General features: G+C 72.6%; 15 protein-coding genes. 8 read left to right on the top strand and 7 right to left on the bottom strand.

Annotation, left to right across the window (positions count from 1 at the left end):
- Positions 1-10: 10 nt before the first annotated feature.
- Genes D7223_RS20805 through deoC form a run of 3 tightly spaced genes read right to left on the bottom strand, consistent with a single transcriptional unit; the run spans position 11 to position 3,223 of the window.
- The gene (locus D7223_RS20805; RefSeq protein ID WP_120730079.1) at positions 11-835 is read right to left on the bottom strand and encodes an aldehyde dehydrogenase family protein; all 825 of its coding nucleotides are present in this window, start codon (positions 833-835) and stop codon (positions 11-13) included.
- Positions 828-2,258 (bottom strand): aldehyde dehydrogenase family protein, encoded by a 1,431-nt coding sequence (locus tag D7223_RS20800; protein WP_120730200.1) that lies wholly within the window; start codon positions 2,256-2,258, stop codon positions 828-830. Before D7223_RS20800 ends, D7223_RS20805 begins: the two co-directional genes overlap by 8 nt.
- 5 nt (positions 2,259-2,263) lie before the next feature.
- Complete coding sequence (gene deoC, locus D7223_RS20795) at positions 2,264-3,223, bottom strand: deoxyribose-phosphate aldolase (protein WP_120730078.1); 960 nt, start codon at positions 3,221-3,223, stop codon at positions 2,264-2,266.
- Between the two features lie 121 nt (positions 3,224-3,344).
- On the opposite strand from deoC, the gene upp reads away from it, so the two are divergent.
- Together upp and D7223_RS20785 are read left to right on the top strand one after the other, a co-directional pair.
- Complete coding sequence (upp, locus tag D7223_RS20790) at positions 3,345-3,977, top strand: uracil phosphoribosyltransferase (RefSeq protein ID WP_120730077.1); 633 nt, start codon at positions 3,345-3,347, stop codon at positions 3,975-3,977.
- A gap of 73 nt (positions 3,978-4,050) precedes the next feature.
- Positions 4,051-4,728 carry a GOLPH3/VPS74 family protein gene (locus D7223_RS20785; protein ID WP_120730076.1) on the top strand — a complete coding sequence of 226 codons (678 nt, stop codon included), beginning with the start codon at positions 4,051-4,053 and terminating at the stop codon, positions 4,726-4,728.
- Positions 4,729-4,864: 136 nt separating this feature from the next.
- Here the strand turns inward: D7223_RS20785 and D7223_RS20780 are convergent, their stop codons facing one another.
- Positions 4,865-6,589: a phospho-sugar mutase gene (locus tag D7223_RS20780; protein ID WP_120730075.1), complete on the bottom strand. Its 1,725-nt coding sequence runs from the start codon at positions 6,587-6,589 to the stop codon at positions 4,865-4,867.
- 48 nt (positions 6,590-6,637) lie between these two features.
- Positions 6,638-8,680 carry a serine/threonine-protein kinase gene (locus D7223_RS20775; protein WP_120730074.1) on the bottom strand — a complete coding sequence of 681 codons (2,043 nt, stop codon included), beginning with the start codon at positions 8,678-8,680 and terminating at the stop codon, positions 6,638-6,640.
- Positions 8,681-8,887: 207 nt separating this feature from the next.
- On the opposite strand from D7223_RS20775, the gene D7223_RS20770 reads away from it, so the two are divergent.
- The 5 genes from D7223_RS20770 to D7223_RS20750 all read left to right on the top strand — a co-directional run bounded on the left by D7223_RS20770 (position 8,888) and on the right by D7223_RS20750 (position 15,854).
- Positions 8,888-10,471 carry an acyl-CoA mutase large subunit family protein gene (locus tag D7223_RS20770; protein ID WP_120730073.1) on the top strand — a complete coding sequence of 528 codons (1,584 nt, stop codon included), beginning with the start codon at positions 8,888-8,890 and terminating at the stop codon, positions 10,469-10,471.
- 652 nt (positions 10,472-11,123) lie between these two features.
- Complete coding sequence (locus tag D7223_RS20765) at positions 11,124-12,605, top strand: amidohydrolase (protein ID WP_120730072.1); 1,482 nt, start codon at positions 11,124-11,126, stop codon at positions 12,603-12,605.
- Positions 12,602-13,384: a histone deacetylase gene (locus tag D7223_RS20760; RefSeq protein ID WP_202864679.1), complete on the top strand. Its 783-nt coding sequence runs from the start codon at positions 12,602-12,604 to the stop codon at positions 13,382-13,384. Before D7223_RS20765 ends, D7223_RS20760 begins: the two co-directional genes overlap by 4 nt.
- Entirely contained in the window at positions 13,369-14,409 is a 1,041-nt protein-coding gene (locus D7223_RS20755) for a hypothetical protein (protein WP_120730071.1), read from the top strand. Before D7223_RS20760 ends, D7223_RS20755 begins: the two co-directional genes overlap by 16 nt.
- Positions 14,410-14,465: 56 nt before the next feature.
- Entirely contained in the window at positions 14,466-15,854 is a 1,389-nt protein-coding gene (locus tag D7223_RS20750; RefSeq protein WP_120730070.1) for a glutamate-cysteine ligase family protein, read from the top strand.
- An 18-nt stretch (positions 15,855-15,872) separates the two neighbouring features.
- Here the strand turns inward: D7223_RS20750 and D7223_RS20745 are convergent, their stop codons facing one another.
- Entirely contained in the window at positions 15,873-16,655 is a 783-nt protein-coding gene (locus tag D7223_RS20745; RefSeq protein WP_120730069.1) for a hypothetical protein, read from the bottom strand.
- Between the two features lie 161 nt (positions 16,656-16,816).
- Positions 16,817-17,809 carry a DUF4349 domain-containing protein gene (locus D7223_RS20740; protein ID WP_120730068.1) on the bottom strand — a complete coding sequence of 331 codons (993 nt, stop codon included), beginning with the start codon at positions 17,807-17,809 and terminating at the stop codon, positions 16,817-16,819.
- Between the two features lie 123 nt (positions 17,810-17,932).
- Here D7223_RS20740 and D7223_RS20735 point away from each other — a divergent pair, with 123 nt between their 5' ends.
- Positions 17,933-18,562, top strand: coding sequence for an MBL fold metallo-hydrolase (locus D7223_RS20735; protein ID WP_120730067.1), 630 nt, complete (start codon positions 17,933-17,935; stop codon positions 18,560-18,562).

Below are 18,562 nucleotides of genomic sequence, written 5' to 3'. Positions count from 1 at the left end.
CCTCCCGGGGCTAGACGCCCTTCGGGTGCCAGACGGTCTTCGTCTCCAGGAGGGTGGTCATCCGGGTGATGCCGGGATCGGCGGTCCAGTCGTGGTCGGCCGGGGCGGGGCGGAGCACCCGCTTGAGGTTCTCCGCCGCCTTGACCTCCAGGTCGGCCGCCAGCTCGGCGTCGGTCACCCCGGTCAGGTCGATCGCGTTGACGTCCATGTGGCTCGCCAGCGTCGGCGCGGTCTCGCCGATCCGGCCGGTCAGGATGTTGACCACCCCGCCGGGCAGGTCCGAGGTGGCCAGCACCTCGGCCAGGGTCACCGCGGCCAGCGGCGCCGACGGCGAGGCCGCCACCACCACCGTGTTGCCGGTGACGATCGCCGGGGCGATCACACTGACCAGGCCGAGCAGCGACGGGGACTCCGGGGCCACCACGGCCACCACGCCGGTCGGTTCGGGTGCGGAGAGGTTGAAGTAGGGGCCGGCGACCGGGTTGGCGCCGCCGTACACCTGGGCGAGCTTGTCGGCCCAGCCCGCGTACCAGACCCAGCGGTCGATCGCCGCGTCCACCTCGCCGGTGGGCACACCGAGCGCCACGAACTGCTCGCGGCGGCCCTCCAGCATCTCGGCCACCCGGTAGAGGATCTGACCCCGGTTGTACGCGGTCGCCCCGGCCCACCCCTTCACGGCGGCGCGGGCGGCGACGACGGCGTCCCGCGCGTCCTTGCGGGAGGCCAGGGAGACATTCGTGTCCTGCACGAGATACGACCGTCCCGACTCGCTGCGCGGGAACTTCCCGCCGATGAAGAGCTTGTACGTCTTGCGTACCGCGACCCGCTCAGACATTGAGGTAGCCCTCCAGCCCGTGCCGGCCGCCCTCGCGACCGTAGCCCGACTCCTTGTAACCGCCGAACGGCGACGTGGGGTCGAACTTGTTGAACGTGTTGGCCCAGACCACACCGGCACGGAGCCGGTCGGCCGTCCACAGGATCCGGGAGCCCTTGTCGGTCCAGATGCCGGCGGACAACCCGTACGGCGTGTTGTTGGCCTTCTCCACCGCCTCGGCCGGGGTGCGGAAGGTCAGCACGGACAGCACCGGGCCGAAGATCTCCTCGCGGGCGATCCGGTGCGCCTGGGTGACCCCGGTGAAGATGGTCGGCGCGAACCAGAAGCCCCGGTCGGGCAGTTCACACGGCGGCGACCAGCGCTCCGCGCCCTCGGCGGCCCCGGCGTCGGACAGCTCCCGGATCCGGGCGAGCTGGGCGGCCGAGTTGATCGCGCCGATGTCGGTGTTCTTGTCCAGCGGGTCGCCGACCCGCAGCTGGGCCATCCGGCGCTTGAGCGACTCCAGCACCCGGTCGGCGACGTTCTCCTGGACCAGCAGCCGGGAGCCGGCGCAGCACACGTGCCCCTGGTTGAAGAAGATGCCGTTGACGATGCCCTCGACGGCCTGGTCGATCGGGGCGTCGTCGAAGACGATGTTGGCGGCCTTGCCGCCCAGCTCCAGGGTGACCTTCTTGCGGGTGCCGGCGACCGACCGGGCGATGGCCCGGCCGACGTCGGTGGACCCGGTGAAGGCGACCTTGTCCACGCCCGGGTGCTCCACCAGCGCGCGACCGGTGTCGCCGGCGCCGGTGACGATGTTGACCACGCCGGGCGGCAGGTCGGCCTGCTGGCAGATCTCGGCGAACAGCAGCGCGGTCAGCGGCGTCGTCTCGGCCGGCTTGAGCACGACCGTGTTGCCGGCCGCCAGTGCCGGGGCGATCTTCCAGGCCAGCATGAGCAGCGGGAAGTTCCACGGGATCACCTGCGCGGCCACGCCGACCGGCCGGGGGTCGGGTCCGAAGCCGGCGTGCTCCAGCTTGTCGGCCCAGCCCGCGTAGTAGAAGAAGTGCGCGGCGACCAGCGGCAGGTCGACGTCGCGGGACTCCCGGATCGGCTTGCCGTTGTCCAGCGACTCCAGCACGGCCAGCTCGCGGGAGCGCTCCTGGACGATCCGGGCGATCCGGAACAGGTACTTCGCCCGGTCCCGGCCGGGCATCGGGCCCCAGACCTCGTCGTACGCCCGACGGGCCGCGCGGACCGCGCGGTCGACGTCCTGGCCGCCGCCCTCGGCGATCTCGGCCAGCACCTCCTCGGAGGCCGGGTTGACCGACTTGAAGCTGCCGCCGTCGGTCGGGTCGACGAACGTCCCGTCGATGAACAGCCCGTACGAGGGCTTGAGGTCCACCACCGAGCGGGACTCGGGGGCGGGTGCGTATTCGAACATCACTCTCAGTCCAGGGTGAAGTAGTCGGGACCGGAGTAGGTGCCGGTCGTCAGCTTGGTGCGCTGCATGAGCAGGTCGTTGAGCAGGCTGGACGCGCCGAACCGGAACCAGTCCGGATCCAGCCAGTCCGCGCCGACGGTCTCGTTGACCATCACCAGATACTTGATCGCGTCCTTGGTGTTCTTGATCCCGCCGGCCGGCTTCACGCCGACCTGCCGGCCGGTGGCGGCGCGGAAGTCGCGGACCGCCTCCAGCATCACCAGGGTCACCGGGAGGGTGGCCGCGACCGGGACCTTGCCGGTGGAGGTCTTGATGAAGTCGCCGCCGGCCAGCATCGCCAGCCAGGAGGCGCGGCGCACGTTGTCGTACGTGGCCAGCTCGCCGGTCTCCAGGATCACCTTGAGGTGGGCGTCCCCGCACGCCTCCTTGGTGGCCACGATCTCCTCGTAGACCTCGGCGTAGCGCCCGGCCAGGAACGCGCCCCGGTTGATCACCATGTCGATCTCGTCCGCCCCGGCCGCGACGGCCGCCCGGGTGTCGGCGAGCTTGATGTCCAACGGCGCCTGCCCGGAGGGGAAGGCGGTCGCCACGCTGGCCAGGTGGACCTTGGAACCGCGCAGCACCTCGGCCACGTACGGGACCATCGCCGGGTAGACGCAGACCGCGCCGACGTGCGGGCAGCTCGGGTCGGACGGGTCGGGACGCAGCGCCTTCGCGGCCAGCGCCCGCACCTTGCCGGGGGTGTCCGCGCCCTCCAGGGTGGTCAGGTCGACCATCCGGATGGCCAGGTCGATCGCCTGGGCCTTGGCGGTGGTCTTGATGGAGCGGGTGCCGAGCTGTGCCGCCCGCTGCTCCGCGCCGACCTGGTCCACGCCGGGTAGGCCGTGCAGGAAGGTCCGCAGAGCGGTCTCGGATCGTCCCAGCTCGGAGAGGTCCGACCGGGCCGACGTCGCTGTCGCCGTCATGTCCCGAAGTCTACGCATCCATTCGCCTAGTGATCTTGGTCACGCCGCGGCCGGTGAGCGACATCGCTGGTCCGCGCACACCGGCGGTGGGAGCGGCGACGGGCGGGTAGGTTGAGCGACCGTGGACGTACACGTCATTGACCACCCGCTGGCCCAGTCGCGGCTGACCGCCATGCGGGACGCGCGCACCGATTCCTCCTCGTTCCGGGCGGCGCTGCACGAACTCACCACCATGCTGGTGTACGAGGCCGCCCGCTCGTTCCCGATCGAGACGTACCCGGTGCAGACGCCGGTCACCGGCACCCAGGGCACCCGGCTGGCCAACCCGCCGCTGCTGGTGCCGGTGCTGCGGGCCGGTCTCGGCATGGCCGACGCCGCGCTCGGCCTGCTGCCGGAGTCGTCGATGGGCTTCGTGGGCCTGGCCCGCGACGAGGAGACGTACGAGCCGCGCGCGTACATGGAGTCGCTGCCCCGCGACCTGTCCGGCCTGCCGGTGCTGGTGCTCGACCCGATGCTCGCCACCGGTGGCTCGCTGGAGCACTGCTGCCGGCTGCTCGCCGACCGGGGCTGCACCGACATCACCGTGCTCTGCGTGCTCGCCGCGCCGGTCGGCATCGAGCGGCTGGAGCGCTCCGGCCTGCCGCTGCGCCTGGTCACCGCCTCGATCGACGAGGGCCTGAACGACCGGATGTTCATCGTCCCGGGCCTCGGTGACGCCGGTGACCGGCAGTTCGGCGGCATGCCCCGGTTCTGATCGCGCGCCTCCGGCGCACGGTTACCTGAGGAGTCCGTGCGCGGGGTGCGCGCAGGCGCTACCGTTCCGGGCCATGACTGGTGTTCCGCTCGCCGAAGAGCTGCTTCTCCTCGCCTACGACGACGAGACCGGCAAGGCGACCATGCCGCGGATCAGCCTCGACCTCGGCATGGCCGCGGCGGTGCTGATCGAGCTGGCCCTGGCCGGACGGATCGCGTACGCCGAGGGCAACCTCGCGGCGGTCGACCCGACGCCCACCGGCGAGCCGCTCACCGACGAGGTCCTGGCCCGGATCGTGAGCGACACGCCGCACAGCCCGTCGTCCTGGGTGCAGCGGCTGCGGCACGGCCTGCGCGACCGGATCCTCGGTGACCTGTGCGCGCAGGGCGTCGTGCGGGACGTCGACGAGACCGAACTGGGCTTCATCCACGTGCACCGCTACCCGGTGGTGGATCCGTCGGTGGAGGCGGACACCCGGCAGCGCCTCGCCGACGCGCTCGCCGGTGCGGCGGCGCCGGACGAGCGGACCGCAGCGCTGGCGACCCTGGTCGCGGTGCTGCGGATGGAGGGGGCGCTCGGGGTCAGCGGCGAGGCCGCCACGGACGCCCGACGCCGGCTGGAGGAGATCGCCTCCGGTGCGGGCTTCTCCGGCACCGTCGGCCTGGAGGACTCGGTGGTCCGCCCGTCGGTCGGCCTGGTGGTCGCGACCCTGGGCCACGCCGTCGACGCCGCCCTCGGCCGCCGCCCATGAGGTGTAAGGAAGGGCCCCTTATTAACGCCTGCGGTAGAGGAAGGGCCCCTTGTTAACACGCGTCACCGCGGTGCCGGACACAAGGTGTTAAGAGGGGGCCCTTCCTCTAGACGAGGCGTTAATAAGGGGCCCTTCCTTACATGCCGAGGGCGGTGGCGATCTCGGCGCGCAGGGTGGCGACGGCGGCTGCCGCGCGGGTGCGGGCCGCGGCCACGTCGCCGTCCGCGACCGGCTCCACCAACTCCAGGTACGCCTTGAGCTTCGGCTCGGTGCCGGACGGGCGGATCACCACCCGGGCGGCTCCGGTACGCAGGATCACCACGTCGGCCTCGGGCAGCAGGTCGCGGGCCTCGGTGACCGGCTGACCGAGCAGGGCGGTCGGGGTGGCGGCGCGGATCTGGGCCATCGCCTCGGTGATCACCCGCAGGTCGTCCACCCGCACCGAGAGCTGGTCGGTCAGGTGCACGCCGAACTCGGCGGCCAGCTCGTCCAGCCGGTCGGTGAGGGTGCGGCCCCGTGCCTTCAGGCCGGCGGCCAGCTCGGCCACGGTCAGCGCCGCGGTGATGCCGTCCTTGTCGCGTACGTGGTCCGGGGCGACGCAGTAGCCCAGCGCCTCCTCGTAGCCGAAGACCAGCGGTTCGGCCCCACCGCCGGCCCGGACGATCCACTTGAACCCGGTGAGCGTCTCGTCGTACGGCAGGCCCCGGGCTTCGCACATCGCCCGCAGCAGGGACGACGACACGATCGTGGTGGCGTACAGGCCGGTGACCCCGCGCCGCATCAGGTGGTCGGCGAGCAGCACGCCCACCTCGTCGCCGCGCAGCATCCGCCAGCCGGGACCGGTCGGATCGCCGTCGTCCGGGCCGGCGACCTCGCCGGAGGCGCTGGCCGCCCGGTCGGTCCGGCGTACCGCCACCGCGCAGCGGTCGGCGTCCGGGTCGTTGGCGATGGCGATGTCGGCGCCGGTGCTCTCGGCGAGGGCCACCAGGCGGTCCACCGCCCCCGGCTCCTCCGGGTTGGGGAAGGAGACGGTGGGGAACGCCGGGTCCGGTTCCGCCTGCTCGGGAACCACCCCGGGGACCGGGAAGCCGGCCCGCACGAAGGCGGCGGTGAGCACCACCGCGCCCACCCCGTGCAGCGGCGTGTACGCCACGTTCAGGTCCCGCGGGCCGGCCGGGTCGATCACCGCGACGGCGCGCTCCACGTAGGAGGTGACCAGGTCGTCGCCGAGCACCTCGCCGGGCGGCCCGAGCGGCACGTCGGCCAGCGCGCCGACCGCCCGGATCGCGGCCTCGATGCCGGCGTCGGCGGGCGGCACGATCTGCGCGCCCGCACCGAGTTCCCCACCCAGTTCCGCGCCGAGGTAGACCTTGTAGCCGTTGTCCTGCGGCGGGTTGTGGCTGGCGGTCACCATCACGCCGGCCACCGCGCCCAGCTCCCGCACCGCGTACGCGAGCACCGGCGTGGGCAGCGGCCCGGGCAGCAGCACCGCCGGCCGTCCCGCCCCGGTGGCCACCTGTGCGGTGCGCTCGGCGAACTCCCGCGAGCCGCGCCGGGCGTCGTACCCGATGACCAGCGGACCGGAACCGCCCTGGGCGGCGAGCCAGCCGACGAGCCCGGCGGCCGCCTGGGTGACCACGGCGAGGTTCATCCCGTTCGGGCCGGCCCGCAGCGGGCCGCGCAGGCCGGCGGTGCCGAAGGTCAGCGGGCCGGCGAAGCGGTCCGCCAGCTCCGGGGTGCTCGCCGGCAGCTGGTCCAGGACCGCGCGAAGCTCCTCCCGGCTGGCCGGGTCGGGGTCGTCCGCGAGCCACCGTCGGGCCTGGTCGCGAAGGTGGTCGGTGTCAGTGGTGTCCGCCGGCATGCCTCTTGATAGCACGCCGGCGGACACCCCGGTCCGCTCGCCCTCGACTCAGCCGGCATCGGTGAGCTGGAAGGACTTCACCATCTCGTCGAAGATGGGCCGGCTCTGCGCGAACCTGGCGTCGGTGGAGGTGAGGTAGAAGGAGTACGCCTTGCCGTCGTGCACCACACCCCGCCACACGCCGTGCCGCTTGCTGTCGCCCTCGCCGCAGGTGTACTCGAACTCCGCCGCCTCCTTGCCGGCGAGCTCGAGGTCCTCGGTCGTCGAGGCGACCTGCTCGTACGGCCTCGGGCAGGAGCTGGTGCGGGACTTGAGCCCGTTCTCGGCGGTCTCCACCCAGCGGGCCGAGGTGGTGGACCACTTCTCGGTGATGATCCGGACTCGCCGGCCGCTGTCCTCGGGGTCGGTGTAGTCGGTGTACGAGCCTCCGGTGGCCTTCTTCCAGCCCTTCGGCACCATCACCTGGACGCCTCGGGCGGAGTGCTCCACCATCTCCGGCACCTCGCCGGCGGGGGCTTCGGTGGTGGGCGCGGCCTGCGGTGCGGTCGGCTGCGGGTCGTCGCCGTCGCCGAGCATGGCGATCGAGGCGATCAGCAGCAGGGCGGCCAGGCCGCCGGCCGCGGCCAGCTGGACCTTGCGCGGCCAGCCCTTGACCGTGGTGACCAGTCGACCGCCGGTGTCGCGCAGCCGGTCGACCGCCCCGCCGCCGGCACCACCCGGGGCCGGCGCGGCGGCGGGTGCCGTCCACGCCTGGCCGGTGCCGGGCACCGACCACTGGGCGCCGCCGTACCCGCCGCCGATGCGCTGGGTGGCCTCCGGCTGGCCGTACGGGCCCGGCTGGCCGGCCCGGATCTGCTGGGTGGGGTCCGCGCCCCCGCCGATCCGCTGGGTGGCGTCCGCACCGCCGTAGGTGCGGGCGACCGGTGTCGCCGGGGCCGGCATCGCGCCGGTGGGCGTGTGCAGTGGCCCCGCCAGCGCGTCGGCGCTGGTGTCGTCCATCGCGCCGGCGCTCGGTGCGACCGCCTTGCGTCGCTCGCCCCGGCGCAGCGCCGCCAGCCGGTCGGTCAGCGACTCCTCCGGGTCGAGCATCGCCCGCCCGCCGATCTGCCCGCCCGGCTTGGGCTCCGGCGCGGCCGGGGGCGGGGTCGGCTCCGGCCGCTGCACCGGCACCACCGAGTACGGGTCGGTCACCGAGTTCACCGCGGCGGCGGTGCTGGTCAGCGGGCCGGCGAGCAGCTCACGGAGCATGGCACGGGCGGTGTGCACGTCCAGCCGGCGGGCCGGGTCCTTCTCCAACAGGCCCATCAGCACCCGGGTCAGCGGACCGCTGCGCTGCGGCGTGGCCGGCGGGTCCTCGACCACGGCGTGCATGGTCTCGATCGGGTCGCCCTTGTCGAACGGGGGCCGGCCCTCCACCGCCGTGTAGAGCGTCACGCCGAGGGAGAACAGGTCGCTGGGGGGCCCGAAGTCCTGCCCCATCGCCCGCTCGGGGGAGATGAAGTGCGGTGAGCCGAGCACCATTCCCGGCGTGGTGAGCTGCACGTCGGTCGGCATCCGGGCGACGCCGAAGTCGGTCAGCACGCACCGGCCGTCGGAGCAGATCAGCACGTTGGCCGGCTTGACGTCGCGGTGCAGCACCCCGATCGCGTGCGCCACCTCCAGGGCGCCCAACAGCGCGATGCCGATCTTGGCCACCACCCGTTGCGCGACCGGCCCGTCCTCGATCACCATGTCGGCGAGGCTGCGCGCGTCCAGCAGCTCCATCACGATCCAGGGCCGGCCACCCTCGGTGACCACGTCGTACACCTGCACCACGGCCGGGTGCTGGATCGCGGCGGCGGCGCGCGCCTCGCGCAGGGTGCGTTCGTACATCGCGTCGCGGTCGCTCGGGGCGAGGCCCGGCGGCAGCACGACCTCCTTGACCGCCACGTCACGGCGCAGCAGGGTGTCTGTCGCGCGCCAGACCGTGCCCATGCCGCCGTTGCCCACGGACGAGCGCAACGAGTAGCGACCACCGATGGTGGTGCCGGGGGTCGCGCGTCCATTGGGGGGACTGGCAGGTCCGCCGCTCCACGTCGGGATCTGAGTCACAGAAAAGCCACCGGGGGGAAATCGAGGGGGCTGGGACACAACCCCCCTATCTTGCTGGTTCCGACGCCCGGAACGAAAGCCGACGCGGCGGGCGTTTACCGAACTCGACGATCCGTGCCCGATCGCTCACCTCCGGTCCACCTCCGCGGACAGAGTGTGCGGAATCCCTCACACGTCGGTGTGACGCCTCGTCGCTACCATCCGGGGATGAGCGAACGGCGGTCAAGCGAGTCCGGTTTCCCGATCAAGGGCGTCTACACGGCGGCCGACCTGCCCGAGGAGCTGGACTCACGGCTGGGCGGCCCGGGCGAGTACCCGTACACCCGTGGTGTCTATCCCACCATGTACACCTCCCGTCCGTGGACCATGCGGCAGTACGCCGGCTTCGGCACCGCCACCGAGTCCAACGCGCGCTACCACCAGCTGCTGCGGGCCGGCACGATGGGCCTGTCGGTCGCCTTCGACCTGCCGACCCAGATGGGCTACGACTCCGACGACCCGATCGCGCACGGCGAGGTGGGCAAGGTCGGTGTGGCGATCGACTCGATCGAGGACATGCGGCTGCTCTTCGACGGCATCCCGTTGGACAAGGTCTCCACCTCGATGACGATCAACGCTCCCGGCTCGGTGCTGCTCCTGCTCTACCAACTGGTCGCGGAGGAGAACGGGGTACCCGGGGCGGCGCTGAACGGCACGATCCAGAACGACATCCTCAAGGAGTACATCGCCCGCGGGACGTACATCTTCCCGCCGAAGCCCTCGCTGCGGCTGGTCGCCGACACGTTCGGTTACTGCCGGAGCGAGGTGCCGAAGTGGAACACCATCTCCATCTCCGGCTACCACATGGCCGAGGCCGGCGCGACGCCCGCGCAGGAGATCGCGTTCACCCTGGCCAACGGCATCGAGTACGTCCGTGCCGCGCTCGCCGCCGGGCTCGCGGTGGACGACTTCGCGCCCCGGCTGTCGTTCTTCTTCGTCGCCCGGACCACCCTGCTGGAGGAGGTGGCGAAGTTCCGCGCCGCCCGGCGGATCTGGGCCCGGGTGATGCGCGACGACTTCGGGGCGGAGAACCCGAAGTCGATGATGCTGCGCTTCCACACCCAGACCGCCGGCGTGCAGCTCACCGCCCAGCAGCCGGAGGTGAACCTGGTCCGGGTGGCGGTGCAGGGTCTCGGCGCGGTGCTCGGCGGCACCCAGTCGCTGCACACCAACAGCTTCGACGAGGCGATCGCGCTGCCCACCGAGAAGGCGGCCCGGCTGGCCCTGCGGACCCAGCAGGTGCTGGCGTACGAGACGGACCTGACCGCCACCGTCGACCCCTTCGCCGGCTCGTACGTGGTGGAGGCGATGACCGCCGAGATCGAGGCGGCGGCGGGCGAGCTGATGGACCGGGTCTTCGACCACGGCTCGGCGGTGGACGCGATCGAGGCCGGCTTCCAGAAGCGGGAGATCGAGCAGTCCGCGTACCGGATCGCCCAGGAGATCGACTCGGCGGAGCGGGTGGTGGTCGGGCTCAACCGCTTCGCGGTCGACGAGGAGGAGCCGTACGAGCCGCTGCGGGTGGATCCGACGATCGAGGAGGCCCAGGGCGAGCGGCTGGCGAAGCTGCGCGCCGAGCGGGACGGTGACGCGGTCGAGCGGTCCCTGGCCGCGTTGCGGTCGGCCGCCGAGGGCACCGAGAACGTGCTGTACCCGATGAAGGAGGCGCTGCGGGCCCGGGCGACCGTGGGCGAGGTGTGCGGGACGCTGCGCCAGGTCTGGGGGCTGTACCGGCCGACGGACCGTTTCTAGGGCCTGTGTCAAAGCCCCTGGCCGGCCTGCGGCGGGCCCAGACGACGACCGGCCGCGTTGGAGATTCGTGCGGATACAACACCGGTATCCGCACGAATCTCCGCCTCACCGGACCGCCGCCTGGACTCCGCCTCGGCCCGACCGAGGACTTCGACACAGGCCCTGGTCCGGGTGCGTCCGGCACCGGTCACCGGACCCCCTCCGGCGGGCCGGTGACCGTCGTGCTTCCGACGGATCTGGTTGTTTGCGCAGGTGGCGGCCGGTCGAGCCGGCGGAGCTACAGTCGAGGGAGGTCCCGTCGCCGATCGGCGGTGCGGACGCGGGGAGCGGGCCGTGCGACGACGCCGGTGCCGCTCGACCGGCGCGGAGGGCGGCGCGGCCCATCGGCCACGACGTGTGCCGGATTGGCTCGGGGGTAACCCGGGCAGGATGACGGGTTCCCGGCGCGCGGAGTCGGCGCACACGGTGTGCGGTCGGGCGATGACCGAACGTGTGATCGTCTGCGGTGTGCCGTCGCGGAGTGTGGTCGGGTAATTGCCGGAGTGGCAGTTCACCTAAAAGACTAATGCGACAATTCGGAACGAGGGGCCGGTCGGTGCGCGGTATTTCGCGTCCGCCGAATCGGTTACACGTTGTAGGAGGTGTGGGGCGGATGACGGCGTCGGACCGCGATCTACCTGCTGTCCCGCTGTTGGACGAGCGCCCCGAGCTGGGCATTCGTGACCCTGCGCGGTCCGATCATCACGGTAAAGATGTTGCCCAGCGTCACCGCCGGGGGTCTAGTCTGTCTGCTGTCGTGGAAGATCCACCCCTGTCTAGTGATCGAGTAGCCGACGTGACGACTGCGTTCCCGCCGCCGAACGGCGGCCCGGCGTCATCCACGCGGGAGAACCTGGCCGCCGTCGAGCCGCTGCCGGACGGTCTGGAGGAACTCCTCGCCCGGCGGATGCCGGACCTCGTCGCCACCCGCCGGCACATCCACGCGAACCCGGAGCTGTCCGGCGCCGAGTTCTCCACCGCCACCCTGGTCGCCGGGCAGCTCACCGCGCTCGGTCTGCGCCCCCGGCTGCTGCCCAAGGGCAACGGCGTGGTCTGCGACATCGGCTCCGCCGAGGGTCCGTTGGTCGCCTTCCGCGCCGACCTGGACGCCCTGCCGCTGGCCGACGTCAAGGACGTTCCCTACCGCTCCACGGTGCCGGGCGTCTGCCACGCCTGCGGGCACGACGTGCACACCACGATCCTGCTCGGCCTCGCCCCGCTCCTGGTCCGCCTGGCCGAGCGGGGACGACTGCACGGCCGGGCCCGGTTGATCTTCCAGCCGGCCGAGGAGGCGGTGCCCTCCGGCGCCCCCGAGGTCATCGCGGCCGGTGGCATGGAGGGCGTCTCCTCGATCTTCGCGGTGCACTGCGCGCCGCAGTTCCCGGTCGGCGCCGTGGGTATCCGGTCCGGGCCCCTGACAGCCGCCTCGGCGACCCTGGAGATCCGGGTCGGCGGGCCGGGCGGGCACACCGCCCGCCCGCACCTCACCACCGACCTGGTCGACCTGCTCGGCCGGCTGATCACCGACGTGCCGGCCCAGCTCGCCCGGCGGATGGACCCGCGCTGGCCGGTGTCGGTCGTGTGGGGGGCGGTGCACGCCGGCGAGGCGTTCAACACCATCCCGTCCCGTGGACACCTCCGGGGCACCGTCCGCTCGCACAACCGCGAGGCGTGGCACGACGCCGGTGACATGATCATGAAGTTGGTGCCGGACCTGCTCAGCGGGACCGGCGCCGAGGTCGAGGTCGAGTACGTCCAGGGCTTCCCGCCGGTGGTCAACGACAAGCACGCCGTGGACCTGATCGGCGCCGCCGCCGCGCGGGCCCTCGGCCACGAGAACGTGTTCGAGGCCGAGATCAGCATGGGCAGCGAGGACTTCTCGTTCTATCTGGAACGGGCGCCCGGCGCGATGATCCGGCTCGGGGTGGCGCCCCCCGGCACGACCGAGCAGTGCGACACCCACCAGCCCGGCTTCGACGTCGACGAACGGGCGATCGCACACGGGGTGCGCGTCCTGGCGTACACCGCCCTGGCGGTGGTCGGCGCGCCGGAGTTCCGCACGCCCGGCGGGGCCGCCCCGGAGGTGGCCCGGTGAGCCCGCGGACGTTCGGCGGCGACGGGCTGGCCGACCAGGTCGAGGACCTGGTCACCCTGCTCACGCCGGCCGACTCCGACCAGCCGCCGACCCACATCTGGTACGTCTGCTACGGCTCCAACATGAGCCTCGGCCGGCTCACCTACTACCTGGTCGGTGGCCGTCCGCCGTCCGGCGCGCTCACCTACCCGGGCTGCCGGGACAAGAGCTTGCCCGGCGACAGCCGGGCGATCCGGCTGCCCGGCACGGTGTACTTCGCCCTGGAGGCGCTGGCCTGGACCGGCGGCATGGCCTTCTACGACCACGAGCACCCCGGGACGACGCCGGCCCGCGCGTACCGGCTCACCGTCTCCCAGTTCTCCGACATCATGGCGCAGGAGATGTGCCTGGAACCGGGCGACGACGTCGACCTGGGCCACGTGATGGGCCGGGGCCGGCTCGCCCTCGGCCCCGGGTGCTACCAGACCCTGCTGCACCTCGGCGCCCTCGACGGGCTGCCGGCGTTCACCTTCACCTCCCCCTGGCGCACCCACGAGGTGGAACTCCGCAAGCCGTCCGCGGTCTACCTGCGCCATCTGGCCACCGGGCTCACCGAGGCGCACGGCTGGGACACCGGCCGGATCGCCGACTACCTCAGCACCCGGCCCGGCTCCGCCGGACAATGGACGTCGCAGGACGTCCTTCGGCTGCTGGCCGACCCCGCCGTCGTCGACGCACCCCGGGTACGCGAGACGGTCGCATTCGCAGCAGAGGAGGAACGGTCGTGCACTCCAGCGTGACGGCGGCCGACCTGGACAGCGACAGCCTGTTCCGCAAGCACCAGGCGGCGCACGACTGCTCCGACTGCGGTCACCCCTACCTGGACGTGGACCTGGGCACGACGCGGGCGCACCACCGGTGGCTCCAGGTCGGCGGAGGCACGATCGTGGCCAGCACCGACGGCCCGGTCCGCGAGCTGCACATCCTGCCGCACTGCGGCACCGAACTGCCCGGCGACCTGCTCAGCGCCACCGACCCGGCGGACTTCGGCAAGCTGGCGCAGCTGGTGCACGACAACCTCGACCTGGGCACCGCCGCCATCTACCGGCACCTGGTGGACGACATCGTCGCCGGTCGCGCCCCCGGTGTCGCGGTCGCCGGCTTCCACCTCTCCCGGATCCTGCTCGACGCCAACCGGGTCGCGCTGCACGAGCAGGTGCCCCCGGACCCGTACGCGGGCAGCGCCGACCTCTACCGGGAGTACCAGCTCAGCGAGGGGCTCCGGCTGCGCGAGGAGAAACTGCTGCCCTGGCTGGCCGCCGTCGACGACGTGCTGCGGGCCATGGGGGAGCAGGGCTCGGTCTACCACCACCACACGTACGACGTGTACTCGATCAGCCCGCGTCCCTGGGACCGGGGCTTCACCGCGAAGCGCCCGGCGTTCCAGCTCATCTGGCGGCGGCCTCCGGTGGACCACCTGGGTGACCACGTGACCGAAGGCGATCCGGGGCTCGCCCGGCTGGAGGACATCGAGGACGTGCGGAGCGGGATCCGCGACTTCCTGGAGCAGGAAATCGGCGTGGGCAACGGCACCGGGCAGATCGACTACCCGCTGCTGCTGCCGGTGCTGCCGTTCCGGGGCACCCGGCAGGGCGATCCGGCCGACTCGCCCCGGCACCTGGTGTACGACCTGCGCAAGGACCTGCTCGACACCGACCGGCAGATCCGGTCCTGGGTGGTCAGCGCGCCGTGGCGCTTCCAGGGAACGAGCCCGGCGAAGGTAATCTCTGGCCCAGAGCCTGCTCCCTCCCTCAACGTGGGCTGACACTCGTCCTCGTCACCGTGCCGACGCCGGAGGGACCGGATGGTGGGAGATACCCGATGACCCAGGGGCTGGTCCCGCACGACGAGTCGTGCCTCGACTTCGCGGACCTTGTCGAGTGGTTCGTTCCCGCCGGCCGGACCACCCGGCTGGTCGGGCTGGAGGTCGAGTGCGGGCTGGTGCGTCCCGACTCGGGCTGCTCGGTGTCGTACGACGAGCCCGCCGGCACGCGCGCGCTGCTGGAGGCGCTGCTGGACCGCCTGGACAGCGAACCGATCCTGGAGAGCGGTGCGCTGGTCGGGCTCACGCTGCCCGACGGGGGCACCCTCACCCTGGAGATGGCGGGCGCGATCGAGTATTCGTCGGCTCCGGTGGCGACGGTGACCGAGAGCCTGCGCCGGGGCCGGGAGTGCCTGGTCGAGGTGGCCCGGATCGCGGAGCCGCTCGGGCTGCGGGTGCTCACCGGCGGGCAACTGCCCTTCGACCGGCCGGGGAGCATCAAGTGGGCCCCGAAGGGGCGTACCGAGATCATGCGCCGCTACTTCGCCGGCCTGGGCGATGGTGGCCGGCTCGGCGACCAGGTGATGGGGCTGACCCTGTCCACCCAGATCAGCCTGGACGCCCTCGACGCCGAGGAATACCTGGACAAGCTCCGGGTGCTGCTGGGCGTCTCGCCGTTCCTGGCCGCCGTCCTGGCGAACACACCGGCCCTGGCGCCGGCCGACCCGGGCGACCCGGGCACGGCCGGGCTGGTGTCGCACCGGATGGCGTACTGGCGGAAGATCGATCCCGCCCGGTGCCAGCACCTGACCGCCCGGCTGTACGAGGTGTCGTCGTTGGCCGAGTTGACGGCGGTGCTGACCGACCTGCCGATGATCTACCGGCGCTCCGGCGACGGGTACGTCCCCGGTGGTGACCGCCCGTTCCGGGAGGTGCTGCGGGACGGCTTCGGAGACGACACGATGCCGACGCTCGCCGACTGGAAGACCCACCTGGCCCAGCTCTGGCCCGCCGTCCGCCCGCGCCGCACGCTGGAGACGCGGCTGCCGGACGGTCAGGCGTGGCACCACCTCGGGGTGATTCCCGCGCTCTTCGTCGGACTGGTCGAGGATCCCGCCGTACGCCGGGAGGTGGCCGGCCTACTCGCGGCGTTCCGGACCGAGGCGCTCGACCTGATCACGCTGAAGGCCGCGGAGGGTGGGCCGGACGGCATCGCCGCTCCGGTCCGCGAGGTGACCGCCCAGCTCGTCGCCCTGGCCGACCGGGGCCTGGCCGCCCGGGTGGCTGCCGGCGGTGAGTCACCCGACGTTCTCCGGCTGCTCGATCCGGCCCGCGAGTGGGCCGCCAGCGGCCGCCCCCCGGCCGAGGCCCTGCGCGCGGCGTGGGCCGGCCCGTGGCGGCAACGTCCGGACCGGTACGTCGCCGCGATGGCGGTGCCGGCCGGCTGACCGCCACCGTGGACCCGGCTAGACGCCGCGGGCCGGACTCTGCGGGTCGGTCATCCCGTCCGGGTTGTCGATCGGGCGGCGTTGCTGCGGCGGGGCGGTGGGGCTGGCGTTGGCCAACCGCCACAGCTCCCGGAAGTGGTGTTCGAACGCTGCCGCCACCCCGGCGTCCCGGACGCTGAACCCGTGCAGCTCGCCCCGGTCGTCGACGGCGAAACCGAGGAACACCACCGAGGAGTCGATGATCGCGAAGTTCTCCCCCTCCAGCTCCATCCCCGGCGGGTAGCGGAGCACCCGGACGTGGTAGTTCTCGATCTTCTCGGCGAGGTCCACCTGCTCATCCACCCATTCCTGGATGTCCGGGCTGCTGTACGGCAGCCGGATGACCCGGTGCAGGTAGCGCTTGCCCGGCGTCTTGCGGGCCCACCGGATGGTGCCGGTGTAGTAGCGGCGGGACTCCTCGGTCTGCTGGGGCGGGGCCTTGGCGTGCGAGAACACCGCGTAGACCGACTTGGAGCTGCGGGAGATCGCGTGCAGCGCCTCACCGTAGAACGCCGACGAGGAGTCGTAGACCCGCAGCGGGGCTCCGGTGGCGATCGACATGACCCGCCGCCGGGTGACGTCCAACCAGCGGAGGAAGATCAGCATGGTCAGGAAGATGAGCGGCGTGGTCCAGTTCTGGTTGCCGATGAAGTTGAAGAGGTTGTCGGCGAGGCTGACCGCCAGTGCCACCACGAGGGCGACCGTGATGAGCCTGGACTCCAGCTCCTCGACCCGGGACTGCTCGATGCGGTCGTTCGGCAAGGGGGCGCTCCCTCCGACGGGATCGACGCCGCGCTCCGCGAGCGGACACTACGCCAAGTATGACAGACCGTCGCCGTGCGTGTTCCCATGTGGACGCGCCACAGTGGAAGGTGGCCGTTCGTCGCCTCGAACGGCCACCTTCGGTCCGCTGGTGGACGACGTCAGGGCGCGGAACGTGCCCCCGGCACCGATGGCGCCGCGCCGGCCGCGGCCCCCGGAACCTGCGCCGGCAGGGGCGGGAGGCCGACGGTCGGCCGCCGCTGCCGGCGGCGGCGCAGGAACCACCAGAGCACCCCCAGGGGTACGCCGAACGCGACCAGCCACGGCAGGAGCGCGCCGAGCACGGTCAGCAGCACGGTCATCGAGGTCAGGAAGACCTTCCAGCCGCCCTTCAACCCGGCGACGAACCCGGCCTCGGTCTCGTCCTCCAGTGGCCGGGCGTCCGGCCCCACCAGCGACACGGTGATCGTGGACAGCGCGGTCAGGTCGGCCAGCCGCCGCTTCTTCGCCTCCAGGGACGCCAGGTCGGCCTCCCGCCGGGCCAGCTCGTTCTCCAGCGACACCAGGTCGCCGATCGAGGTGGCGCGGGACAGCAGCCGGCGGGCGTTGTCCACCCGGGCCCGCTGGGTGGTGATCCGGGCGTCCAGGTCGACGGTCTCCTCGGTGACGTCCTCCGTGCTGATCTCCCGCCGCTGCTGCGTACCGAGGCCGGCGAGGTCCTCGACCACGACGCTGAACTTCGCTGCCGGCACGCGCAGGGTCAGCTCGGCGGTGGCGTCCCCACCGGCGGTGCGCCGCTCGTCGCCGCCGACGAAGCCGCCGGCCGCGGTGGCCAGCGTGACCGCTTCCCGGGCCGCCTGGTCGACGTCCCGGACCTGCACCCGCATCGACCCGGTGTAGACGATGGAACGCTGGTCCACCCGCAGGTCCGCGGCCGCCGCACCGGGCTTTTCCGCGCCGGCCGGCCCGGCGCCGGCCGGTTCCGCGCCGGCCCGTTCGGCACCCGCCTCGGCGTCGACGGCCGGCCGGCCACCGCTGTCCGTGACGGCGCTGTCGTCCCCGCCCGACCCGCCACACCCGACCAACGCGAACACCGCCGCCAGCCCGGCCGCCGCCAGCGGTACGCCCCGGCGCCGACGCTTCGTTCCGTCCATGTCCCCGCTCCGATCCTCGATGGCCCCGTGGGTCGGGGCGATCGGTGAGACGGGACGCGGTGCCGCGTCCGTTCCGGCAGACTGCGCTGAGGACGTCACGATTCGATAAGCGAGGGGTCACGAATGCGGCTGACCAAGTACGGCCACTCCTGCGTGCGGATCGAGCACGACGGGGGAGTGGTGGTGATCGACCCGGGCGTGTTCAGCGAACCGGAGGCCCTGGACGGGGCGGACGCCGTCCTGATCACCCACGAGCACCCGGACCACGTGAACGTGCCGGCCCTGGCCGAGCGGCACGCCGACCGCCCGTTCCCGGTCTACGGGCCGGCCTCGCTGGCCTCCAGCCTGGACGGCCTGGCCGCCGAACTGAAGCCGGTCGAGGCCGGTGCCGAGTTCGTCGCCGCCGGCGTGCCGATCCGCGCGTACGGCGGACGGCACGCCGTGATCCATCCGGACCTCCCGGTGGTGGACAACCTCGCGTACCTGGTCGACGACCGGGTCTACCACCCCGGCGACTCGCTGGTCGTGCCCGAGGACGTGCGGGTGGACACGCTCCTGCTGCCGATCCACGCGCCGTGGACGAAGTTCAGCGAGTCGCTGGACTTCCTGCGGGCGGTCGCGCCCCGGCGGGCGTACGCGTTGCACGACGGCCTGCTCAACGACAACGGGCTGGCGGTGCTGAACCGGAACTTCGCCAGCCTGTCCGACACCGACTACCGCCGTCTCGAGCCGGGCACCCGGGTCGACGCCTGA

The organism is Micromonospora endolithica, from assembly GCF_003626595.1.
Taxonomy (GTDB): Bacteria; Actinomycetota; Actinomycetes; order Mycobacteriales; family Micromonosporaceae; genus Micromonospora; species Micromonospora endolithica.
The sequence above is the reverse complement of the archived record's forward strand: the minus strand, read 5'-3'. Positions and strand labels throughout refer to the sequence as shown.